Below are 20,090 nucleotides of genomic sequence, written 5' to 3' on the forward strand. Positions count from 1 at the left end.
CGTAACTTGGAATGGTTATTAGCTAGTTTTACCATAGATTATACCATATATATACAGGTCATGCATCCTATAAAAGCGATACTCCGCCTATTTCATCATTATTCGACATAAATCATGATTTTTCGTTTGAATTATTATATAATTATCCTATGTAAATAAGTGAGGAGGATTTCATAATGGAGGAATCCCAAGGGGTTACCAAGGAAGAGTTAAGCATGCTATTCTCCAATTCTTCATCGCTACAACCGACCAATCCGTCAGACAAAGCCCCCGATAGCTCCGATTCCGGATTTCTGCCGAGGGCTAACCGCAAGCGGAAGAAGGCAAGCTTGATCACAAAATTTTTTAATAACTAACACGAAACCTACTATTCAACCCGCATAATATCCGCAAGATTGATCCAGTCCCAATCATCTACTTTTTGCAATCGAACCCGTTTAAGTTGCTGATCAATCTTCGTGACCACCCCGACCTCTTCGCGATCCTCTATCCTGTCAAACAGTACGATCATAATCTCACTTTGATTCATATAAGACTCCGTCAGTTCCCGTGAAATTATCTCCAACTGCTGCTCATCCAGTTCCGGCTTTACCCGATGCTTTAGCACATCTCGGTGCCGCCTAATTTCAGCTGCATGCTCAGGCAGCATCATACGCGATGATTCAAACAATCCATTCTCTTCAAGCTTCTTCCCCATCGTTATCGTCTCCTTACCCAGATTTCGGCTTCTGCCATGCCAATATATTCGATACCAAGAACGTTCGCGGCTCACCAGTCCGCAAACATAGGGCATGCACGATCCCATCCGCAAGACTCCGTACATAAATCAACCGCTGCGACAACTCGCCAGCTCGATTCATATAAATGACTTCCATCGTGCTCCCCACATATTTATTTGGCATCCTCATCACTCCAAATTACGAATACACGTTCTTGTTTTTATATTATATGCAAACATATGTTCGTTATGCAACGAGAAATAGTCCCAAAAAAAGAACTCCCATTTGCCAAACGGTAGCCGAATTGTGTTATAATACTTTTTATATATTTATGTTTGTAATGTAATTTGAAGGAACTAGGTGATCGTGATGAAATCAAAATCTCAATATGCTGTACTACTGTTTTATAAATTCGTAAACATTCCTGATGCAGAGCAATTCACGCAAGAGCATTTGGAGTATTGCAAAAGTCTTGGCGTTAAAGGACGTATTCTGATTGCCGATGAAGGGATTAACGGTACGCTGTCTGGTACTGTAGAGCAGACGGAGCAATATATGCAGAACTTACGCCAAAACCCCTTATTTGCGGATATTGTCTTTAAAATAGATGAGGAAAACGAACATGTTTTCAAAAAGATGTTTGTGCGTTACAAAAAAGAATTAGTAACGTTCCGTGTGGATAAAGAGCTTGATCCTAACGTAAAGAGCGGCGAGCATCTTGCGCCAAAACAATTTTACGAATATCTTCAACGTGAAGATGTGATCGTCTTGGACGGCAGAACTGGTTACGAATTCGACCTCGGTCATTTTCGCAATGCCATTCGCCCTGAAGTCGATAGTTTCAAAGAATTCCCACAATGGATTAGAGACAATATGAGTGAATACAAAGATAGACCGATCTTGACCTATTGTACGGGCGGAATCCGCTGTGAATTATTGAGCGGCTATATGTTGGAGGAAGGTTTCCAGGAAGTCTATCAGCTAGATGGTGGTATTGTGACGTACGGGAAAGATGAAGAGGTGCAAGGCAGACTGTTTGACGGCAAATGCTACGTCTTCGACGAACGGATTTCGGTGCCAATCAACCATACAGATGAAGACATCGTTGTTGGACAATGCCACCACTGCGGCAAGCCTGCCGATCGATTCATTAACTGTGCTCTAGATTCTTGTCATCTTCAGCATATCGTGTGTGATGAATGCGAAGAGCTGAATCACAGCTATTGCTCGGATGCATGTGAAGCTACAGCAACAAAAGCGGCTGTGTAAAAAATAAGCAGGGGCTGATTGTCGTCGCCTCTGCTTTTTTGCTATTTTTTCATTTCATCAAAAATATTCTTGCTCAAATATCGCTTATTCGCACAACCATCCCGTTGCTCCAGAAATAGCGGACTTTCAGGTATCTATTTCACTGCAATAAGCAATCTAGATGAAAATAACAGGCTTTCAGGTACTTATTTGACACTCATAGCTACCAAATCACCTACTCCCCCTAAATTAAGCACCTCAAAATCCGCTATTTGTGGGGAAACGAGGAAATTAGAGTAAATAGATACTTGGGAATCCGTTATTTTTGTGAGGAGATTTACGTGTCTACTCTATTTACAGAAGTACATGCATTTTACTATAGTTATCCAATCGTCATTAATGTTAAAACAAAAAAATCCCATCAATCCAACAGATGTTGGTTAATGGGATGGAGATTAAAGCAGCCCTTTACGATTCAAAACCGTCAGGACACGATATAGATCAAAACTCGCGCGATCAGGTTCCAGTAGTACGCCAGTTTGTACGGCTTTATCTACTGCATTCCTTGCCCAATCAGGTACTGGCATAGAAGCTTGAGCTTCAAGCTTGGTAAGACGGGATTCGAGTTTATTCATACGGGATTGCAGCTCTTCTAGCATCATTTTCTCCTCCCTATTTATATAAGAGATCAAATAATTGGTTGGATCAACATGCGTACCATAACCAAAATTAGGCGTACAGGCTTGTCTCACCTCATAATGCAAATGCGAACCTGTGCTTTGACCAGTTGTTCCTTGTTTGCCGATTTCTTGACCTACTGTAACTTGCTGTCCAGCTTTTACAGTGGTGCTGTCTAGATGAGCATAGATATGAAGGTGGTTATTTTTATCACGAACAGCTACTGCAATTCCATATCCACCTAAACCACTGCCTGCATCACCAAGCTTGGCATGCAACACTTCACCTGAAACGAAGGTGAATATGGGGGATCGATGAGCTTTTACCAAATCAATCCCCTTGTGAAATTCCACCAAATTATGGTCAAAAGGGTTCGTACGAGGTCCATATGGACTGGACACTCGATAACCTTCAAATGGATTACTAGCGTTCATCTGCTTTACCCTCTTTGTCTTTTAAGATAGTGATAAGATTCTTGAAGGTGTTAGGCAGTGGAAGCCCCAATCGACCGTAATTTTCAACAATTGAAATTAATTCATTTGCTAGGAAAGCATAAATCACGCCATACATGACAATATCCAAATTCAAAGCAACATCGGCTCGATGGCTAAGAAATACGATGATGATCATTAGGATTTTTTTAATTAGTCCCCAGAAACCAACCTCGCTGCTAAGCCCTTTTTTCTCCTTAATCGATGCCGCAATACCCGTTCCATAATCAATAACCATTACTATCAAAAAGAAACTAAGCAACTCACTCCACCCCCCAAACGCATAAGTCGCCAGCAAACCAATTGCCCCGACAAAAGAATTAAATATCGGTTGCATCACCCTGTCACCTCCAATAAAAATAGCCCTCGCAGGGGCGAGGGCGTGGGAATTCAAATAACACAATATGCAGACATATTAATATATATTTAGCTAGATTGTTGCGCATTATCATCCTGATATGCACTTAGTGGCGCTTACTAAGCTTCGTATTTAACTCCTGTAATCTCTTTGTACTCAGCTGCTGTAATCATTTTAGCAACGACAAAGTTTTTAAGGCTATCATCATTGTATGTTGGATGGCCATTGTCATAAAATCGCTTGATGGTAGTAAACCACATTAGGCAGCGCCTCCTTTCAACAAGGCTACTTCCATTAATAAAGCCCCGACAGTATCCTCAATTTGACTAATAATTACTTTATCTTTTGCGCTCTCTAGCAGTAAATTCCCAAGCTGTTCTTCTGTAGATATAACAATGTAATCTTGTGAGTAATCAGCCAATCCTTCTGGTAATGTATCGCCTACCTGCAGGTCATCTTCGTAATCAGTAACGATATAATCAACAACAGTTAGGTCAACACCACCCAATTCCTTATCGGTTCCGACAAAAGAATCGCCTTTGATCTCTTTGATATCTTCAATGATATCGTGAATAATTAGCGAATCTTTAAAATACAAAATAAGTTTCATGTTAACCTCCTTAAAAGAATATTTGACCACCTTGTGCTTTTTCGTCTAAAGTCGTTGCTGTTAGAGCGTTACTAGCCCTAAGAATTATTGAGTGGTCAGAACGATAACCGATTTTATTTCCAGAACCTTTAAGATTGAAAACGCTGACTACAGACCCTCCATTTGCCGAAATTGCTATGTTTGTAGAGTTATTAACAGTACAATTTTCTAAATGTGCTGTACATTCTGATAAAAATACCCCCGCACCTGTAAACATGCAACCATATAGCGTAAATTGTCCTGATGTTAAACTAATGTTATTAATTATTCTGAACTCAATACTATTAATACTAACTTTGCAAGTATTATTGCCTATGTTAAAAAGATTACCGCTTAATATAGCACTTACACCGCTAGCACTTTTTATAGTTAGCGTACCACCATGAAATCCTGATATAATGATAAGTTCATTATAAGTTCCTGCGTCAAGAATAATCTGTCTATCTCCAGCATTTACTTTTGCCAGAGAGTCTATTGCCGATCGTATTGTTTTGAAGTCTCTACTTGGCCCAACATTGACTGTTATAGTTTCTTGCCTGCCATCGAAATTTATTCCTCCGTTGTCGCCTTGTACAACCCATGTACCTGAATCCCAACGAAGAGTGTATATGCCGTCTTTTTTAAATTTAAAAGCCATGTGATCTGAACTTGATACAAGACCGTAGTGTTTGCCCCAAAAAAATCTCATGTAGCCTATCGCGTCTCTATCGGCTTTTACAACAATACACGAGCCGACTAATAGTTTGTCAGGCGCTCCATGATCTATCTTAAAATCGTCTCCTGTACCGCCAGTTAAGCCGCCCCAATATGGAACACGCGTATAATCCGCCAAATGCGCATCAAACTCAATCTTTACGCTAGACCTCTTCAAATCCTCAACTGCCTGATCAATCTTATCCATATTCTCATTTATTACCGCAATATCGCCCGCTTCGTTATCGAGCGGTTTCTTCAAGCCAATATTTGGTGTTAGATTTGGCATTAGTTCCACCTCCGTGTTTTGATGTCGCCCCAGGTGTAGTTTTTGAGTGTGCCCCAGGTAAAGGGCTTAAGTTCTCCCCATGTAGAATAGGTAAAAGCATACTCAACTGCCAGATGGGCGGGTTTGATTTCTTCAATGGCTGCTTTTAGATCGTCAATGTTAGGCGGCACTCCGCGAGTGTCGACGAAGGTTACGGTGAATTTGTACTCACTTGGCACTTCGGTTACTTCCACTCTACCTCCGTCGTATGCCTCAGCGATTGATTTGATCAGACTAACTGTAACTGTCCCGATACCACGCAGCTTGGAAATGATAACGCTCCGCCTTTGATCAACGGGTTTATTCCGTTCAGTTGGAATGCCAAGCTCTCGCTCCCAAATTTCAAGCCCCCATGTAGCTGTTGGCACGAAGTATTGATTCAAGATTTCATCTAATGCTTGAAAAAGCGAATCCATCTCCGCCCCTTGTGCTTCCATAATGGAACGCATGACTCTGGATGTACCATAGTAATCAGGCAGATACGACAGTAATTCCTTTCCTCTAGGACTTGTCATGACAACTTCACTCATGGACATTCACCGTTCCTAGCACAGCCACTTGTCCAAGCTGCATTTCAATGTTCTTGTCGCTCAAGTTATTGATCGTCAGCTCTGCGAAATCAATAATCGGTGGGATATCGAGCAGAATGGCAGCAATTCGCGTGTAACGAACAAGTCGATCTTTAAAAGCCAACTGCCTCAAATATTCCTCCGTTCCCTTCGCGATCAAAGCTTTCACTTCTTCCAATGTCGCATTATTGGCAAGTGTAAGCTTAACGTCGATGTTGATCGGAACTTCCTCTGCTGCGACAACAGTTACTTCTGCACCAATTGGCGCCATTCCCTCGCCTGTACCTGTAACGGGATCGATGTATTGTTGAACAGCGTTCACGACATCAGCACTCGGCGCTCGTTTCTCTGGATCGATGAGAACAACTTTAACTGTTTTCGGTCCATTCCATAGGGGCAAGACTTGAACGCCTCCTACTCCTGCCACATCAAGCGCCCATTGCATGTAATTGGCCTTGTTCCCGCTACTGCCCGGACTTCTTACCTTAAGCAAAAATCTCTCGAGCAATGATTCATCTGTTTCAATATCTGCTCCACCCATAGTGGATTCAGCATTCATAACTCCGCTTACACCTTGAACTGGACTCACCATTACATCAATTGAACGTGGCGGAATAATCCCGCTTCGTCCTGCTTCAATTGCCCGAATCTGTGCGCTGACGCGACCTGTGCTAGCAATGACAGCCGCATCAACGGTTTCAAATTCCACTGAAGATGTATTGGTAACGACATCAGCAGGCGTTGCCACCCTAGTTCCCGCAGGAATCTTTGTTCCAGCTACGCCCGTGAATTCTACTTGCCCTACTGCTTTCACGGCAGCCCTGCGCGTAATCCCACGTTCTTCGCAGCGTAAATCCAAGTACGCACCAAAGGTTGTAGTCGCAAATCCTCGACGCAATACTTCCTGTGCCCAAGTTGCTGCATCAGCTAGCATAAGCGCCGAAGGTGCAGTCGAGTCCCAAATAAAACTCCCCTCCGATTGATCCAAATCAGGGGGGAGCACTTTCAGCATTCGCTTCATGATCTTATTCTCTGTCTGTTCTGTTAAAAAAGCTGGCAATGTCATCCCTGCCATCACATATTCACCACACTTCCCTGTATAATCCCTGACTCATCTCGTACATTCTTCACCGTACATGTGAAAGCAATGCGATCCGACTCCCATTGAAAACTAAAATCTTGCACACTTTTAGTCCGTGGATCAGCCATTAGACATTCCGTCGTTAAACGTTTAATTTCCGACTCAATTGCACCACGTGGCAAGCTTTGACTGATCAAAGTCTCATATTCTTGCCCATAGTTTCTGGAGTAAGCGAGAAAAGTGTAGCGATTGGTCATAACCGCTTTTTTGCACCATTCCAGCCATGCACCGGTTCCTTCAGACACAGCTACTTTCCCTGTTGGTGTCAACACGAATTCACCCAGACGATAATCAAATCGAAAGCTGCGCCCAAACTCCACTTCATTCGATGTGATCTCAGCTTCAGGAGTTCCTACTGTACCCCCCATTGGAAAAAGATTTATCATCAGCTCTTCACCACCTTACCTATCACGATTGCATCGTTGCCCCCATTAATCGGAACTGCGAGCACACGATCTCCTGGCTTAAGACCAGCCTTAAGCTCCAAACGAAGATCTTCTACCTCAAACGATTCAAACGCAAACTTAGCCTTGCCTGTCACCGCTTTACCCTGTCCATCCAGCAGTCCAGTTACTTGACCCGATATCTCTACCGATGGAAAATGCGCTTTTACAAACCATTCCGCCACTAAATAATCCTGTACTTCATGCTTAAAGGAGTCGAGGACAAGCCCAGTCGCTGTAATCGTCCCTAACTCAGAAGGGATGCCAGAAATTGCGTTGCCCGCACCTTCCGATATTCGCATATCAAGGATTGAGGTCAATTGTTTAAAAGGGTCCATCCATGAAGTACCTCCTTCTTACATAGTCCAGACTTGCCAGTTCCAAAGTCATATGCCCTGGATTGCCCAGCTCATGTAGCACGGATGTTACGATCAATTCCATACCTGATAAAATCACTTTGTCTCCCGCACGAATCGTATTAATATCGATCGCTGTCATGGTAAACGTCTCTTGAATTCCCGTAAGCATGTTGGCTGCAGCTTTTCGCGCTTCAGCAACAGTGTTGATTTTATCGTCCTGGATAATTTTTTGGAGCGTACCGTAGCGTTCGGTATCGCCTTTTTCAATGGCAATTATAGGTGCAGGCACTTCATCATTAGGGCTTCCGCTTAACTTCTGGTCAGTACCTAATACTTTCACTTGTGTGACTACATCTTCAAGCGTACGCATTTGGGAGATATTTTCCACATTTTGCTCGATATCAAGTACCCATACGGTTGCATTGCTACCAATCTCGAATAGCTCAAGCCCAGCAGGCGTCATCCTAGGACGATACAGCTTACCGCCTTTCGTTGCGGTTTCCTTTAAATCTGCCTGCATCATGGCATAAATCGATCTTGTACGATACATTGATCTGCCAAGTGGAATTTGCGTGTCAGGAATTTTTGCAATTGGAATATTCCAATCGGCAGCATATTGCTTTAGTCGCTGAGAGGCGGTCTGTCCCGCAGCCATCAGCTTTTCATCCTCGGATTTGGACAAATAAATTGTTCGATCATACACCGTAACATTGATATGTTTAAACCCCGTATTGGAGCTATCGCATGACCAAACTACCCCTGGATTCAGCAAATACACCATATTTTTGCCATCAAATTCAATGCCAGACACCCGAATCTCCTGACCAGGACCGATAATTGGAAAATCCGGCGTTACCGCCATTTTCACATTGGAACGATACGCAATTTCATCAAGGGATTCTTCAAGTGATAGATCCTCGATTAACTCACGCATATAATACTTGTCCTGCAAAACAACTTCATATCGATTTCCACCAGGCGTGATCATGTCAGTACCAACTCCCAGCCTACTTGGATGTAGTCAGGATTAGGACCAATCAGCTTTTTGTTTTTCTCATAAATATCTTTCCACTTGGAACTATCACCGAGTTCAAGCTTTGCAATTTTGGATAAAGAATCATTTGATTTCACCTTATACAGCTTTGCGATTGGTTTCGTATCGGATCGACTATTGCTTGTCGTACTTCCTCCCTGCTGTTTCTGGTCACCCGTCAGTTCTGCGGATGTACGCACCTTAACCTCACGCCAGGTTCGGCAAGTAATGTCGAAATAAACATCTCCGTCCTCTCCACCTTTAAATGTGCTGCTGTGGGCAGATACAAAGACAAGAACATTCACCTCGGTATCTGAAATAATGAGTCGGAGTGGCTTCGTACTACTCATAAAAGAGCTAAGAAGCTGCATCGCTTGCTGCGGATCAGGGATGTCTGGATAGTTGCAATAACTGCGATCATATACCTTGGGGAAAAAAGAAGAGAAAGATATCTCTCGAATCCTCTCCCCATGAGCAAAATCGACTTCACCAAGCGATAATATATTGACGGTTTCGAAGCTTTTGTCCCGTGTGATTTTTACTTCCTCAGGATTGACGGGAAAGTAAAACTTCTGATCCGAAGGATCGGTTAGAATAAAATCCATGCTGTCACCTCCTAGTAAGCCAGATATTTATTCCGATTATTGAGTGACTCTTTGATTTGTGTCACAAACTCTTTACCGATACGTAAAGCAAGTGCTGATTCATCAACGATTTCCTCAACTTTAACTTGAATATTAGTCGTGCCGTTCAGGTTTACTTCGATGCAGCCACATGAACCTCTCGCAGTATTTGTTGGCATATTACCGCTATCATCGGACTGAGGTAGGTCTAAATCACTTTTCGATCGCATACGAGGTATGACTTTTGTAAACGGCTGCTTTGATATATCGGGTTTAGGTTCTTCTTCCTTCTTGGAGAACCAACCACCGATTTTACTGCCAAGCCAATCGCCGCCAAGACCACCAAGGGCGCCTCCAATCAAACCGCCAATTGCAGTGCCGATTACGGGTACAACCGAACCAATCGCAGCTCCTGCTGCAGCACCAGCAGCTGCGCCAGCCCAACCTCCTACTGCACCGCCGACTGCTTTATTTCTTTCCTCGCCAGGCTCTGCATTAGCAATATTCATAATATCCATACCAACGGATAACGGTCTAAAGAACTTGGAAACAACTTTTCCAGCTTTAGAGAATGTACTCATAACCTTAGTAGATTTGGTACCAAGCATATCGGACATAAATCCACTGGATCCAGATATTAAATGATAGGTACCATTTCTTGTGATTTTCCCTGGAGTTGAGGGAATCATTTTTGTACTTTTTTGAGGCGATGACATCCATTCTCGACTCGCATCTTTTGGAATGTCTTTATAACTTCTTGGTTCTGTTTTGAATTGCGTCGTTTTACTGCTCGTTTGATTGATCGTATTCTTTGTCTCACCTGTCCCTTTAGGAGTGGATGTCTTTGTTCCTTTATTACGACGATTTATCTTATTACCTACGTAATCACTGGCTATATTTACAAGAAAATCCCGTCCAGCTTCTGCAAGGAATGTTTTCCAATCAAAACCATTATCACCACCACCACTGCCCCCACACGCACAACTACACTTCACTACTAACTCACCATTCGCACTCGTGAATCCAGGATCGTTATACTTCACCTGCACTAATGCTTCGAATGGATTCGCGAACAAGTTCTTGAGGTTATCTGCAATTTGCTGTGCTGGACCCGTAATCTGATCTTTTAAGCTAAATAAGGGTCTAACCTGTAAGCGATCTAGCATTTTGCTTCGTTCATAAACAGAATTAATGAACCTATCCATTGTACGAAGCTTGAGCATCGACCAACCGACGCCCTTAATATCAACGGATAGGATGAGGTCTTGAACTTCCTCTTTCCCCATAGTTACCCTCCTCTCTGCTTCTGCTCATCTTCTAGTTCAATCTCCATGCTTGCCATCAAGAAGAGCTGCTCGCCACGGGGCAGCCTCCAGAACTCTCCAGGGGTCATATGGTGGCGTACTCGCATAGCATGAAGCAGCCATGCGAGCCCCCTGGATTGAATTAGTTTTTTACTTCACGCAGCTCCGTGTTGAAGCCTGACAGGTCAAGCACCACATCGCCTAGAGCAGATAACTCACCTGCTAGCAGAATACGCTTAATCACTTCTTCGCCACTGCTTGCATTGAACTTGGCGAGCAGCTTGGAGTCGCCCCAGTTCGGAGAAATGGTTGAAGCAGCGATCAGGCTTGTGTTGAACTGCTCTTCATCCAATCGCTCAGTCGTTTGACCGCGTTTTTCCTTACGTTCTGTACAGCGTTCACGAATGTTATATACTTGCTTGCCTGTCAAACCACGCAGCTTAATCGGCGTACCTAAACGCTCAATCCGCACAGTTCGCTCTGGAATTGTATCCGCATCTAACAGACGCTGTAGGATTTGTTCTTCTGTCATATTCGCCATATCCATGTCTTCATCCACCCTTTACGTATTAATATCCGATAATCGGATCATGTAATTTGTAGCCCTCGAAGGTGAAGGTTACTTCTTCTGTGACTTCCTCGCCAGCCGTCCAGTTCGCGAGTTGGATTTTATCCGGAACTACGTTGTACAGCTCAATATTTTCATGGCCATAGGCTTCAGGATCGTTCAGCTTGGATATGATGTTGAATCTACTGAATCCACGTGCGATCATGTCAGAAGTAACCTTGAAACCTGACATAGTGCCTGTACCCTTTTTGATGCCGAGCTTATGTGCTGTCCATTCCATGCCCGATAGCTTTAATTCCCGCTTCTCAATTTCTACTGAAGCTTCTAGATGATTCAAATTCGACTGCCATACGCCATCGACAAAAACCTTACCATGTGTACCTAAAATTGCTCTTGTTGGATCCATCATTATTAACCACTCCTTATTGCACATTGAATGTGCCGAAAATTTGTTCCATCACGTCAGACAAACTTGCATTCCACTGAATAAATACTTGATCTGGTTCAGGCTGCTGTTCTGCTGCTTCACCATAATAATGAGGATCAAGCATGACATCATAGGAAGTCGAATCAATCACACCGCTTTGAGCAAGCACACGCAAATATTCCTTGCATGCACTAAGGAGTGCGAGTCGTCCTTCAGCTGTGTTGTTCACTTTTCCAATATAGGAATCCTCAACGGTACGCTGTAAATCGGAATTAATCGCATCCATCACTCTGATCGTGCGAACTTTCTTCCATGCTTGATTCTGTCCCTGCTTAAGCGTAACCAGACTATTCACGCCACGGAGTACTTTCACTTGACGACCATCCTGAACGAGTAGGAAAACACCTTGTTTCACGGCATGCTCTTGCTCAGAGCGTGTCCATCTGCGTGTCACATCTTCAAATGGAGCAGCTGCATAAGTCGTGGATTCGTTTAGCTTTTGGCCTGCAATTAGTCCTGCAGCATAAGCTGCCGTTTGAGCTGAGCTATAGCGTACACCGCCGAGCTGAACGCCAGTTCCGACATTCACTACACCTTCTTGATTAAAAATAGCACTTCGAGCAGACGCTTTGCTCACAGCATCCGCAGCAGTATCATCTGCAAGGGAGCCGCCAAGAACTGCGATAACACCTTTACCTTCTTGACGCAATCTAGTAACCCAAGACGCCACGCTTACCAGCAGGCTTGATTCCGATACACCATCGAGTGCAACAAGATTGAACTCTTGTGTTTCAAAAGCCGCCAAAGCAGCGATATAATCCGCATTCGTAATAGAATCAATACCTGAATGACCGCCAGACAGCGGAACATTCGACACTTTAGCCAATGTACCGTTACCATCTGCAAGCTTGGAAGCCACAATCCATTTATTATTCGGATCGTTATTGATCGCATCCGCAATCGCTTGAACAGAGCCAGTAGAGAAGGTAAAGGTACGCAGCAGCTTGCCTGCATCATATAGTCTCAGATCCATTAGGCCTTGATCGACAAGGTTAGCTTGTACGGTTACATTAAACTGATTACCTCGCTCTCCAGCATATTTAGCATCTAGCTTCAATACGCTAACTGCTGAACCGCTTGATGTATCCTGCAAGGCAAGTGTGGATTCAGCTGCATGCTGATCGGCAAGTCTATAAGCTAGAAGCTTGCGTGCACCGCCCATTAATCCAAACTTCAGCGTTGTATAAGCTGTAGCACCATTTGCGGAATCAGAACCATAAGCCTCGATAGCGGCCACCTCGCTATTAATCTCAACAAATTCTCCGATCGGCCCCCAATGTGACTTTACAGGTACAACGACTACACCTCTTGCTCCCGGCTGAATCGCCGATGTCGCTGCTGATTGAAAATTCATGTACATCCCAGGTAATACGGGCATTTCAGCCCCGCTCCAATTGCCTCCTACCATCTTACTTCACCATCCTTTGATTAAATTGTTGAATCAATGTTTGAACTTCTTCGATTGTGTAATCGTCTTGCGTGTTATCAGATAAAGCACCGACAACCACTTCTGGTTGACAGTTAAAAAGAACCTGCGCATGACTCACAAGCTCTTCTTTGCTATATTTCGGTGCTGCTTGCTTCTTCGTAAATTTGCCTAACATTCAAATCACCTCATCGTAAATTGGATTGCGCTCGAATTTCTTGCATGAATGGAGCTGTTTCTGTCACTCGATTTAGCTTCCTGCTTAAAGTGACCGTGATCTGTCCTTCTGACACCGCATCCGCTTGTAGATTCGTCCGTGGATCCTTGATCGTAACATACTGTTTCTTCTGCTCATTAAGTGGCAGCTTGATAGCTTGTGCCAGCATGTCCCCTATACGAAATACACCATTCGCCTGTTCATTAGGAGAAGCTCCAAGCACATGACCAACGAATTTTTTGCGAACTTCATAGACACTAACGCCTACTTCTCTGCTCTCTACTTCGGTCAATTTCCAAAGCACAGCAGGTATGTGATAATCGGAAGGCCAAGCCCCAAAATAACAAGCCCAGGATGAACCTAACCAAGTTTCTGTTGCTGAGGCTAACGCCTTAAGCCAGTCATCTTCAGATGTCGAAGACGATACCTCATGTACAGGTTGCAAGGCTGTGATCGCGAATCGTACTCGTCTTAAAATCATTAAAGTTTGACTCACCGCTTGATCCTGTCCAACTGTCCCCCGATACAAGCCTGCATATGCTTGACCATTCGGAGGGTCCCTAATAATTTGAGCTTCAAGCGCATTTACAACTTGAGCACTTAGTATGTCGGGCGTCAGTTCGTGGTTAGTTGGACAATACATTTCAACATCTATAAAACTTCGATAGCCTGACCATGCTGCATCTTCAACTTCGTTTGCATCCAAAATAATGGCATAAGGAGCATTCATTTGAGGATCAACCTCATTTGCATGGAATACGATTTGCTCAAGTGCAGGTACATGATCTCGTAACGTTTGCCTAATCGCTTTCTTCACAACATCTCACCTCCTTTCAAGCAGCCTTCTCATCTATTGGTGGCAATCGTATGGGAGGGGAAAAAGAAAAAACGACCAGCACTTCATCTGGTCATTTCGTTTAGCTTTCTATCTATCATGTTTAATCCTTCACTCCCTTAAGGAGATAAACCTTAATCTTCTTCTTGGCGCTATCCACAAACCACTGTACGCTGCTTTTCTTAAGTCCTAACAGCTTCGCTGCATAACTGTAAGCCATGCCGTTACCAATAACCATCACGTAGCAATCGCGTTCTCTTGGTGTAAGCTGACCAAGTACTTCCTCTATTCTTTCGCGATCCTCATCGGTTACACTTGCAGCTTGTACTGTGCCGCCTGCAGAAGTGCGAGCAAGATAAGCTTGCAAAATAATCGGATCGATCGGGCGTTCACGCTGATAAGCAGCAAGTCGTTCAATTCCCCTGCGATTCCCTGGGCGCCGTCCTGTTTGTAGCCATTCCACAACATAATTGCAATCGCTGATCATGCCACCGATTACTTGCCGATCATTCTTGTCCGTATTCAGCGTACGCAGCGCTCGTAATACACGTCTTGTTTGTTTGTATCCATTCATCAATTCATACATAATCATTTCCCCCTTTAGCTGCAATGCTTACAAACTCAGTGTCAAACTCTCCTGTTGATACTTCCTTCTTAAGATTCTGCAAAACAGCAGCTACATGCTCCTGTTGCTGACGATCTGCAAGCTGAATGCATACCGCTAAATGATCAATTAAAAGTGCCTTATCTACTAATTTCATGTGTATCCTCTCTCCTTTGCTCACAACTGTATTTAAAATACGATCCCACTTCAAAAAAATAAGCTGCACATTGACAAACCTCTCTAAAATACGGTAACATTACTATATCGTATTTAAATTACGATTATTGATCGTGTTTGATCCGTTTTTACGATATGTATCCATTATAGAACAGTATTTATAATACAGTCAAGCATCAAATCGTAGTTTTAATACAATTTGAATCGGAAGGATGTAGGAAGCGATGACTTTGGGCGAGAGAATCAAGGTGCTGCGCACGAAAGCCAAATTCACACAACTTGATATAGCGAAAAAGCTGGATATGGGCAGCTCGAACTTCGGGCATATCGAGAACGATCGCGTTACTCCTTCTAGCACTGTGCTGCAAAAAATCGCGGATCTTTTGAATACGACGACTGATTATTTGCTTGGACGCACGGACGATCCAGAGGTTACTCCTTCAATGGAACCGAAGCTCGATGACCCAGAGTTGAATTTGTTTTTCAAGGATTTTGCGAACGCCCCGAGAGAGCGGCAGGAGGAAATGCTCCGCTTCTGGCATTTTATTAATGAACAGGAGAAGAGCCGAACGAAACAAGATAAACAAGGTGAATAGTTTACACTAACTAGTAAGAGGCCTGCTATTTCTCAGGCTTTTCTTATACATAATATCAGAACATACATTCGCATTACGAGGTGATTGATATGATGGACCTGTATTCCCCAACACCACTTGAACAATGGATTGAGAATTTATATAGAGAACATAATCTGACGAATCCCCATGAGCTTAATATTCAAGCGCTAGCGAGCAAATTGAATATTTGGTTCTATTTTCTAGAATTCGGCAGTCAAGCAATTGAACGCAATGGCATGTACAGCATTTGTATCGATAGTCGGCTGTCGCCAGCGGAGCAATGGGAAGAATTCCTGCATGAATTATGCCATGTACTGAGGCACTCGGGGAATCAGATTCACATGCCTGCGGACTATATGCAGATGCAGGAGACAGAGGCGAATAATTTTGTGCTATATGCTGCAATCCCCTACTTTATGGTTAAGGAACTTAAGCTGCCAGACGTTCAAAATGAAGCAATCGATTTCTTATCAGATACGTTCGGTGTTACACATTTGTTAGCCCATCGCAGACTAGAACAAATTCAGCGACGATTGCTGCAAGGTACATTTGATCATGAGGTCAAGCGGCACCATGAACGCCAGTATCGCAAATATTCAAGCGACACCTGGTCAGATGAAACGAAATGCATTATGGACAAGCTCTATCAACAGCTTCAATCGAAAGGATCGAAGATTAATGGCTCGAATGAAGGTTTATTATGAATTTGGTCATAAAGCGATGCATCCTATCACAATGGTTGTTAGCTTCAAGATCGGTGAGCTGAATTGGCACAAGGATGCGATCTATCTGCCGCTCATTGCTCCTTTTCAATCCCATATGCTTAATGAAATGAATCTATCGATGGCAATAACGGTTCTGCTAGAAGATCTTACGATCCATCCAACCAAAACGAACTATATCGGCCTCTATCTGCCCCGAATTCAAGCTCGATACGAGCAGCTGATCGATATTCACTTCATCGAACATTTCATTATACGTCTAGCAGACGTGGAAGAAGTAATGCAAGCGGACGTGAGGCGGTACTTCCCTGCTGATCGTTCGATGAATCGCGATTCATAAACAAAGCCCCTCGCAGAACAATCGGTTCTACAAGAGGCTTAATTTTATACGGGTTGCAAAAGTACACGATGATTCTTCTCCATATACTGAAGGATCTTGTCTGCAATCAGTCGATGTCCTTGCTCATTGGGGTGAATGCCATCTTCACAAATGTACTCGCGATAATCCATCGTTTTCAAAAAAGCGCTTCTCACATCAATCCATCTAACTTTCATTTCCTCTGCAACGTCGATAATGGCTGAATTGTATCTTTCATGCCACCAATAAATTCGATTCACAGTACCTAGCCACGATAAAATGTTGTGAGCGCTCGTCTCGTTATTTTTGCTGACCCATTTAAAATATTTATCTGCATCCAGCGGCGGCAAAGTCATCAGAACAGGGACGATTCCTTCTTCTCTCAGCTTCTGAATCATTTCCTGCAGTACCGTGATATAGTGATTTAAGGTTGTTTTGGGATTGAATTCGCCTTGGGGGTTCTGAGCAATCTCTTCCCAGTTAAAGTCACAATCATTGCCGCCGAACTCCACGACCACAATATCAGGCTTCTTGCTCAGGACATCACGCTGCAGTGTCGAGATCCCTTTGGTAATCACAGATCCAAATCGGCCCGCATTATGAATAATACCTCTAAATCGTCTCTGTATAATCTCCGCAAAACTATTCTTAAGGACTGCATATTTCCCTTTATTCTCATCATAAATAACACCTTTGGCAATTGAATCCCCGAACAGGACAATATTGTATTGATCCTTCTCTTTGGCTTGCATAGTTGTCACTCCCCAATGTTATCGCATGTAGTTTTAAAAACTATATCAAGTATTAACTATATAATAACATCTATTTCTTATATGTAAATACCTTGTCCTCATTATTTTTATTGTTGGCTTTATTCACTATATGATAGTATGATTAAACTGATTAATACGTATCCTCATTTTCAAATTTATAGCAAAGGAAGTATCCTCTTGAACGACCAAATTGAACAACTTTTGACGCAAATTATTGAGCAATCCGATATTGAAATCACCGATATCCCCAAAATTGACTTATATATGGACCAAGTAATCACCCTATTCGACAGCAACGTAGGTACAAGCAAGCGATATCCAGAGGACAAGCTCCTGACCAAAACGATGATCAACAACTATACCAAAGACAAAATCCTCATGCCTGCCAAAAATAAAAAATACACGCCCGAACATATCGCCCAAATGGCTCTTATTTATCACCTGAAGCAATCTCTTCAAATCGGTGATATCAAAAATTTGTTCCAAGCGACCTTGCATCATAAGGATGTTAATGTATGGGCGGTATATGAACAATTTCTAGCAAATAAAAAAGTGCAATTGAGCAACACAAACGAGCAAATTAAAACGCAATTCGCTGACGATGAGTCGAAGCTTAACCCCAAAGAACAGACATTATTAACCGTTCTATCCCTTATTCAACAAGCAAATACGTACAAACGTCTCGCCGAGAAGCTTATTGATCAATTAGATAACTAAACACGACCATATAAAATAAATAACCCATCCCACAAATGAAGCGGGATGAGTTATTTTTATTTAACAGCAATTATTTCAAATCTTGATACACAACAATTAATTCAGCATGCGTTTGCGCTGGCAACGATCTTGTCATGATATGGGAATGATAAGCGGCAATTTTGGTACCTTTTTTCAGATCAGCTAATTTAACTTCTTGTCCATAAACATCTACGATTTTAGTGTCTTTCGTAACTTTAAGAATAATATCGTTCTTCGCGTCACGATCTGATTTAACATCTACAAGCACCATATCATCAGAAACTTTGTCAATGCTGCCGTCAACACGCACTGTATCGCCAAGAACAACAATTTTGCTAGCATTGGTGATTGGAGGCATGCTCATCGTCATTACCGGTCCATATGTTGCTTCAATGCTTACATTGGCATTCAGAACATCTGCTGCAAGCTTATTACCTTTCTCGTCGACGATCTCAGTGTCCTTGGAAACGTTTAAGATAACAGGATTCTTGCCTGCTACTACAACACGAGTGTAAGCTTCATTAACTTTGTTAGCTGGGATAGATTCAACTCTTTCAATAATTCCTTTTGAAACAATGGCTGCTGGCTTCTCAGGCTTGTCCACCACGATCTTCACCGCTGGTGATTGTGGAGGAATGCTCATCGTCATCATTGGGCCATAGTATGCGGTAACTGTCCATTCATTCTTGAGAGCGTCATACAAGTCAGCTTTATTCCCATTCTGATCCTCAACCTGTACATCATCACCGATCACAAGTTTGACCAAATCAGGATCTGTTGCTTTTACCCCTTTACCTTCGAGCATTGCATAAACGCCATATTTCGTATGAACGATTTCTTTAATCGTTCCTTTGGTAGCAGCTAATTCGGGCTTCTTCACTTCACTTGTCACTTCCGTTGGAGATTGTGGAGCTTGTCCAGGTGTTGCTGCTGAAGCTAGTGGTACTGCAAGCAATGCTACAGCACTCGTTGTAATCATTAATTTAGTCCATGCTTTCATAATCATAGCCTCCTAGGTATTAGATCTGTCTGTGCTAGTTCGTTAGCATCTAAGAAAAAAACAGTAACCGGTATCTCTGCCCTTTCTTTCAATACTATAGACGGCATGTCTCGACAAAAAGTTGCATAAAACTATGATTTTGTTTAACTTCACCTTATTCTATGTTAACTCAGGTGCCTTCTTCTCATACCAAAAAGGATCAGAACGACCACAAGCAATATAAACAGGATGAGCAAATAAAGCATAGACATCCTCCCTTCTGATCACGTTTGATTTAGTATATTCTCAACTTTGTATAGGTGATACTTGTACAAGGAAATGAATATTGGTTATGCAAAACAGCCATTTCGCCAGTTCCTCCTAAATATAAGTACCTCTAAATCTGCTATTGATGCGCACGCTTGGGTTTTCAAGTAAATAAATATTCCAAGTCACAGAAACCACCATTCATTTGTTGAGAATTGTATGCGGACTGGGAGTTGTATGTGGAGTTGGGAGGGAAATAGCGGACTTTGAGGTGCTTATTCGAATGGAATAGGGGGTATTTGTGAAAATAGCGGATTATCAGGTATCTATTTCGGCTGAATCGATCTCAATATAGTTGTTTTGACTAAAATAAGTACTTCAAAATCCCCTAAATGAGGAAACGCTCGAGTTTTTAAGTAAATAAGCACTTCAAAATCCGTTATTTTGGAATGCACAAAAAAACAAGCCACCATTCATAAAGAACAGTGGCTTGTAGTTGCTTGGCAACGTCCTACTCTCCCAGGATCCTTCGATCCAAGTACCATCGGCGCTGGAAGGCTTAACGGTCGTGTTCGGGATGGGTACGCGTGGTTCCCTTCCGCCATCGTCACCAAACATGCATTTGTGAACAAATGCGGTTCTTACAAGGTATTGTACCTTGAAAACTAGAAGCGAATTGAAAGTAA

General features: G+C 42.8%; 29 protein-coding genes and 1 rRNA gene. 6 read left to right on the forward strand and 24 right to left on the reverse strand.

Features of this window, described 5'->3' with window-relative positions:
* Positions 1–176 precede the first annotated feature (176 nt).
* Complete coding sequence (locus tag E0485_RS22935) at positions 177–356, forward strand: hypothetical protein (protein ID WP_132420389.1); 180 nt, start codon at positions 177–179, stop codon at positions 354–356.
* Between the two features lie 11 nt (positions 357–367).
* Here the strand turns inward: E0485_RS22935 and E0485_RS22940 are convergent, their stop codons facing one another.
* Both E0485_RS22940 and E0485_RS22945 read right to left on the reverse strand, forming a co-directional pair.
* Entirely contained in the window at positions 368–697 is a 330-nt protein-coding gene (locus E0485_RS22940) for a YolD-like family protein (protein WP_165921270.1), read from the reverse strand.
* Between the two features lie 13 nt (positions 698–710).
* The gene (locus E0485_RS22945) at positions 711–902 is read right to left on the reverse strand and encodes a hypothetical protein (RefSeq protein WP_235857687.1); all 192 of its coding nucleotides are present in this window, start codon (positions 900–902) and stop codon (positions 711–713) included.
* Positions 903–1,088: 186 nt separating this feature from the next.
* On the opposite strand from E0485_RS22945, the gene trhO reads away from it, so the two are divergent.
* The gene (gene trhO / locus E0485_RS22950) at positions 1,089–1,988 is read left to right on the forward strand and encodes an oxygen-dependent tRNA uridine(34) hydroxylase TrhO (RefSeq protein ID WP_132420392.1); all 900 of its coding nucleotides are present in this window, start codon (positions 1,089–1,091) and stop codon (positions 1,986–1,988) included.
* A 434-nt stretch (positions 1,989–2,422) separates the two neighbouring features.
* Here the strand turns inward: trhO and E0485_RS22955 are convergent, their stop codons facing one another.
* The 19 genes from E0485_RS22955 to E0485_RS23045 form a co-directional block, all read right to left on the reverse strand.
* A complete protein-coding gene (locus tag E0485_RS22955) occupies positions 2,423–3,079 on the reverse strand; it encodes a M23 family metallopeptidase (protein WP_132420393.1) in 657 nt (218 codons plus the stop codon).
* Positions 3,069–3,473, reverse strand: a complete 405-nt coding sequence (locus E0485_RS22960; protein ID WP_132420418.1) for a phage holin family protein — start codon at positions 3,471–3,473, stop codon at positions 3,069–3,071. The genes E0485_RS22955 and E0485_RS22960 overlap by 11 nt, the downstream gene beginning before the upstream one ends.
* 140 nt (positions 3,474–3,613) lie before the next feature.
* Entirely contained in the window at positions 3,614–3,754 is a 141-nt protein-coding gene (locus E0485_RS22965; RefSeq protein WP_132420394.1) for an XkdX family protein, read from the reverse strand.
* Positions 3,754–4,104 (reverse strand): hypothetical protein, encoded by a 351-nt coding sequence (locus E0485_RS22970; protein ID WP_132420395.1) that lies wholly within the window; start codon positions 4,102–4,104, stop codon positions 3,754–3,756. Before E0485_RS22970 ends, E0485_RS22965 begins: the two co-directional genes overlap by 1 nt.
* Positions 4,105–4,114: 10 nt before the next feature.
* Positions 4,115–5,125 (reverse strand): hypothetical protein, encoded by a 1,011-nt coding sequence (locus E0485_RS22975; protein WP_132420396.1) that lies wholly within the window; start codon positions 5,123–5,125, stop codon positions 4,115–4,117.
* Positions 5,125–5,694 carry a YmfQ family protein gene (locus E0485_RS22980; protein WP_132420397.1) on the reverse strand — a complete coding sequence of 190 codons (570 nt, stop codon included), beginning with the start codon at positions 5,692–5,694 and terminating at the stop codon, positions 5,125–5,127. Before E0485_RS22980 ends, E0485_RS22975 begins: the two co-directional genes overlap by 1 nt.
* Positions 5,687–6,808 (reverse strand): baseplate J/gp47 family protein, encoded by a 1,122-nt coding sequence (locus tag E0485_RS22985; RefSeq protein WP_132420398.1) that lies wholly within the window; start codon positions 6,806–6,808, stop codon positions 5,687–5,689. The genes E0485_RS22980 and E0485_RS22985 overlap by 8 nt, the downstream gene beginning before the upstream one ends.
* Complete coding sequence (locus E0485_RS22990) at positions 6,808–7,260, reverse strand: DUF2634 domain-containing protein (RefSeq protein ID WP_132420399.1); 453 nt, start codon at positions 7,258–7,260, stop codon at positions 6,808–6,810. Before E0485_RS22990 ends, E0485_RS22985 begins: the two co-directional genes overlap by 1 nt.
* Positions 7,260–7,655, reverse strand: a complete 396-nt coding sequence (locus tag E0485_RS22995) for a hypothetical protein (RefSeq protein WP_132420400.1) — start codon at positions 7,653–7,655, stop codon at positions 7,260–7,262. The genes E0485_RS22990 and E0485_RS22995 overlap by 1 nt, the downstream gene beginning before the upstream one ends.
* On the reverse strand, positions 7,642–8,664 hold the full coding sequence (locus E0485_RS23000) for an XkdQ/YqbQ family protein (protein ID WP_132420401.1): 1,023 nt from the start codon (positions 8,662–8,664) through the stop codon (positions 7,642–7,644). Before E0485_RS23000 ends, E0485_RS22995 begins: the two co-directional genes overlap by 14 nt.
* Entirely contained in the window at positions 8,661–9,314 is a 654-nt protein-coding gene (locus tag E0485_RS23005; protein ID WP_132420402.1) for a LysM peptidoglycan-binding domain-containing protein, read from the reverse strand. Before E0485_RS23005 ends, E0485_RS23000 begins: the two co-directional genes overlap by 4 nt.
* Before the next feature lie 11 nt (positions 9,315–9,325).
* The gene (locus E0485_RS23010; protein WP_132420403.1) at positions 9,326–10,618 is read right to left on the reverse strand and encodes a hypothetical protein; all 1,293 of its coding nucleotides are present in this window, start codon (positions 10,616–10,618) and stop codon (positions 9,326–9,328) included.
* Between the two features lie 160 nt (positions 10,619–10,778).
* The gene (locus tag E0485_RS23015) at positions 10,779–11,183 is read right to left on the reverse strand and encodes a phage tail assembly chaperone (protein ID WP_132420404.1); all 405 of its coding nucleotides are present in this window, start codon (positions 11,181–11,183) and stop codon (positions 10,779–10,781) included.
* Between the two features lie 22 nt (positions 11,184–11,205).
* Positions 11,206–11,613, reverse strand: a complete 408-nt coding sequence (locus E0485_RS23020) for a phage tail tube protein (RefSeq protein ID WP_132420405.1) — start codon at positions 11,611–11,613, stop codon at positions 11,206–11,208.
* 13 nt (positions 11,614–11,626) lie between these two features.
* On the reverse strand, positions 11,627–13,099 hold the full coding sequence (locus tag E0485_RS23025; protein ID WP_132420406.1) for a phage tail sheath family protein: 1,473 nt from the start codon (positions 13,097–13,099) through the stop codon (positions 11,627–11,629).
* A gap of 1 nt (position 13,100) precedes the next feature.
* Positions 13,101–13,295 carry a hypothetical protein gene (locus tag E0485_RS23030; protein ID WP_132420407.1) on the reverse strand — a complete coding sequence of 65 codons (195 nt, stop codon included), beginning with the start codon at positions 13,293–13,295 and terminating at the stop codon, positions 13,101–13,103.
* Between the two features lie 10 nt (positions 13,296–13,305).
* A complete protein-coding gene (locus tag E0485_RS23035) occupies positions 13,306–14,151 on the reverse strand; it encodes a hypothetical protein (protein ID WP_132420408.1) in 846 nt (281 codons plus the stop codon).
* A 121-nt stretch (positions 14,152–14,272) separates the two neighbouring features.
* Positions 14,273–14,755: a sigma factor-like helix-turn-helix DNA-binding protein gene (locus E0485_RS23040; RefSeq protein ID WP_235857688.1), complete on the reverse strand. Its 483-nt coding sequence runs from the start codon at positions 14,753–14,755 to the stop codon at positions 14,273–14,275.
* Positions 14,748–14,930 carry a hypothetical protein gene (locus tag E0485_RS23045; protein ID WP_132420410.1) on the reverse strand — a complete coding sequence of 61 codons (183 nt, stop codon included), beginning with the start codon at positions 14,928–14,930 and terminating at the stop codon, positions 14,748–14,750. The genes E0485_RS23040 and E0485_RS23045 overlap by 8 nt, the downstream gene beginning before the upstream one ends.
* 244 nt (positions 14,931–15,174) lie before the next feature.
* Between E0485_RS23045 and E0485_RS23050 the strand changes: the two genes are divergently transcribed.
* The 3 genes from E0485_RS23050 (at position 15,175) to E0485_RS23060 (ending at position 16,629) form a co-directional block, all read left to right on the forward strand.
* Positions 15,175–15,546: a helix-turn-helix domain-containing protein gene (locus tag E0485_RS23050; protein ID WP_132420411.1), complete on the forward strand. Its 372-nt coding sequence runs from the start codon at positions 15,175–15,177 to the stop codon at positions 15,544–15,546.
* 89 nt (positions 15,547–15,635) lie between these two features.
* Positions 15,636–16,271: an ImmA/IrrE family metallo-endopeptidase gene (locus E0485_RS23055; RefSeq protein ID WP_132420412.1), complete on the forward strand. Its 636-nt coding sequence runs from the start codon at positions 15,636–15,638 to the stop codon at positions 16,269–16,271.
* Positions 16,246–16,629: a hypothetical protein gene (locus tag E0485_RS23060; protein ID WP_132420413.1), complete on the forward strand. Its 384-nt coding sequence runs from the start codon at positions 16,246–16,248 to the stop codon at positions 16,627–16,629. Before E0485_RS23055 ends, E0485_RS23060 begins: the two co-directional genes overlap by 26 nt.
* 44 nt (positions 16,630–16,673) lie before the next feature.
* Here the strand turns inward: E0485_RS23060 and E0485_RS23065 are convergent, their stop codons facing one another.
* Entirely contained in the window at positions 16,674–17,399 is a 726-nt protein-coding gene (locus E0485_RS23065) for an SGNH/GDSL hydrolase family protein (protein WP_132420414.1), read from the reverse strand.
* 198 nt (positions 17,400–17,597) lie between these two features.
* Here E0485_RS23065 and E0485_RS23070 point away from each other — a divergent pair, with 198 nt between their 5' ends.
* Complete coding sequence (locus E0485_RS23070) at positions 17,598–18,137, forward strand: DUF1836 domain-containing protein (protein ID WP_235857689.1); 540 nt, start codon at positions 17,598–17,600, stop codon at positions 18,135–18,137.
* Between the two features lie 70 nt (positions 18,138–18,207).
* Here E0485_RS23070 and E0485_RS23075 read toward each other — a convergent pair whose 3' ends face one another.
* Together E0485_RS23075 and rrf are read right to left on the reverse strand one after the other, a co-directional pair.
* Positions 18,208–19,158 carry a hypothetical protein gene (locus E0485_RS23075; protein WP_132420416.1) on the reverse strand — a complete coding sequence of 317 codons (951 nt, stop codon included), beginning with the start codon at positions 19,156–19,158 and terminating at the stop codon, positions 18,208–18,210.
* A 744-nt stretch (positions 19,159–19,902) separates the two neighbouring features.
* A 5S ribosomal RNA gene (gene rrf / locus E0485_RS23080) occupies positions 19,903–20,019 on the reverse strand.
* Positions 20,020–20,090: the final 71 nt, after the last annotated feature.

Origin of the sequence: Paenibacillus albiflavus (assembly GCF_004344915.1) — a bacterium.
Lineage (GTDB): Bacteria > Bacillota > Bacilli > Paenibacillales > NBRC-103111 > Paenibacillus_AM > Paenibacillus_AM albiflavus.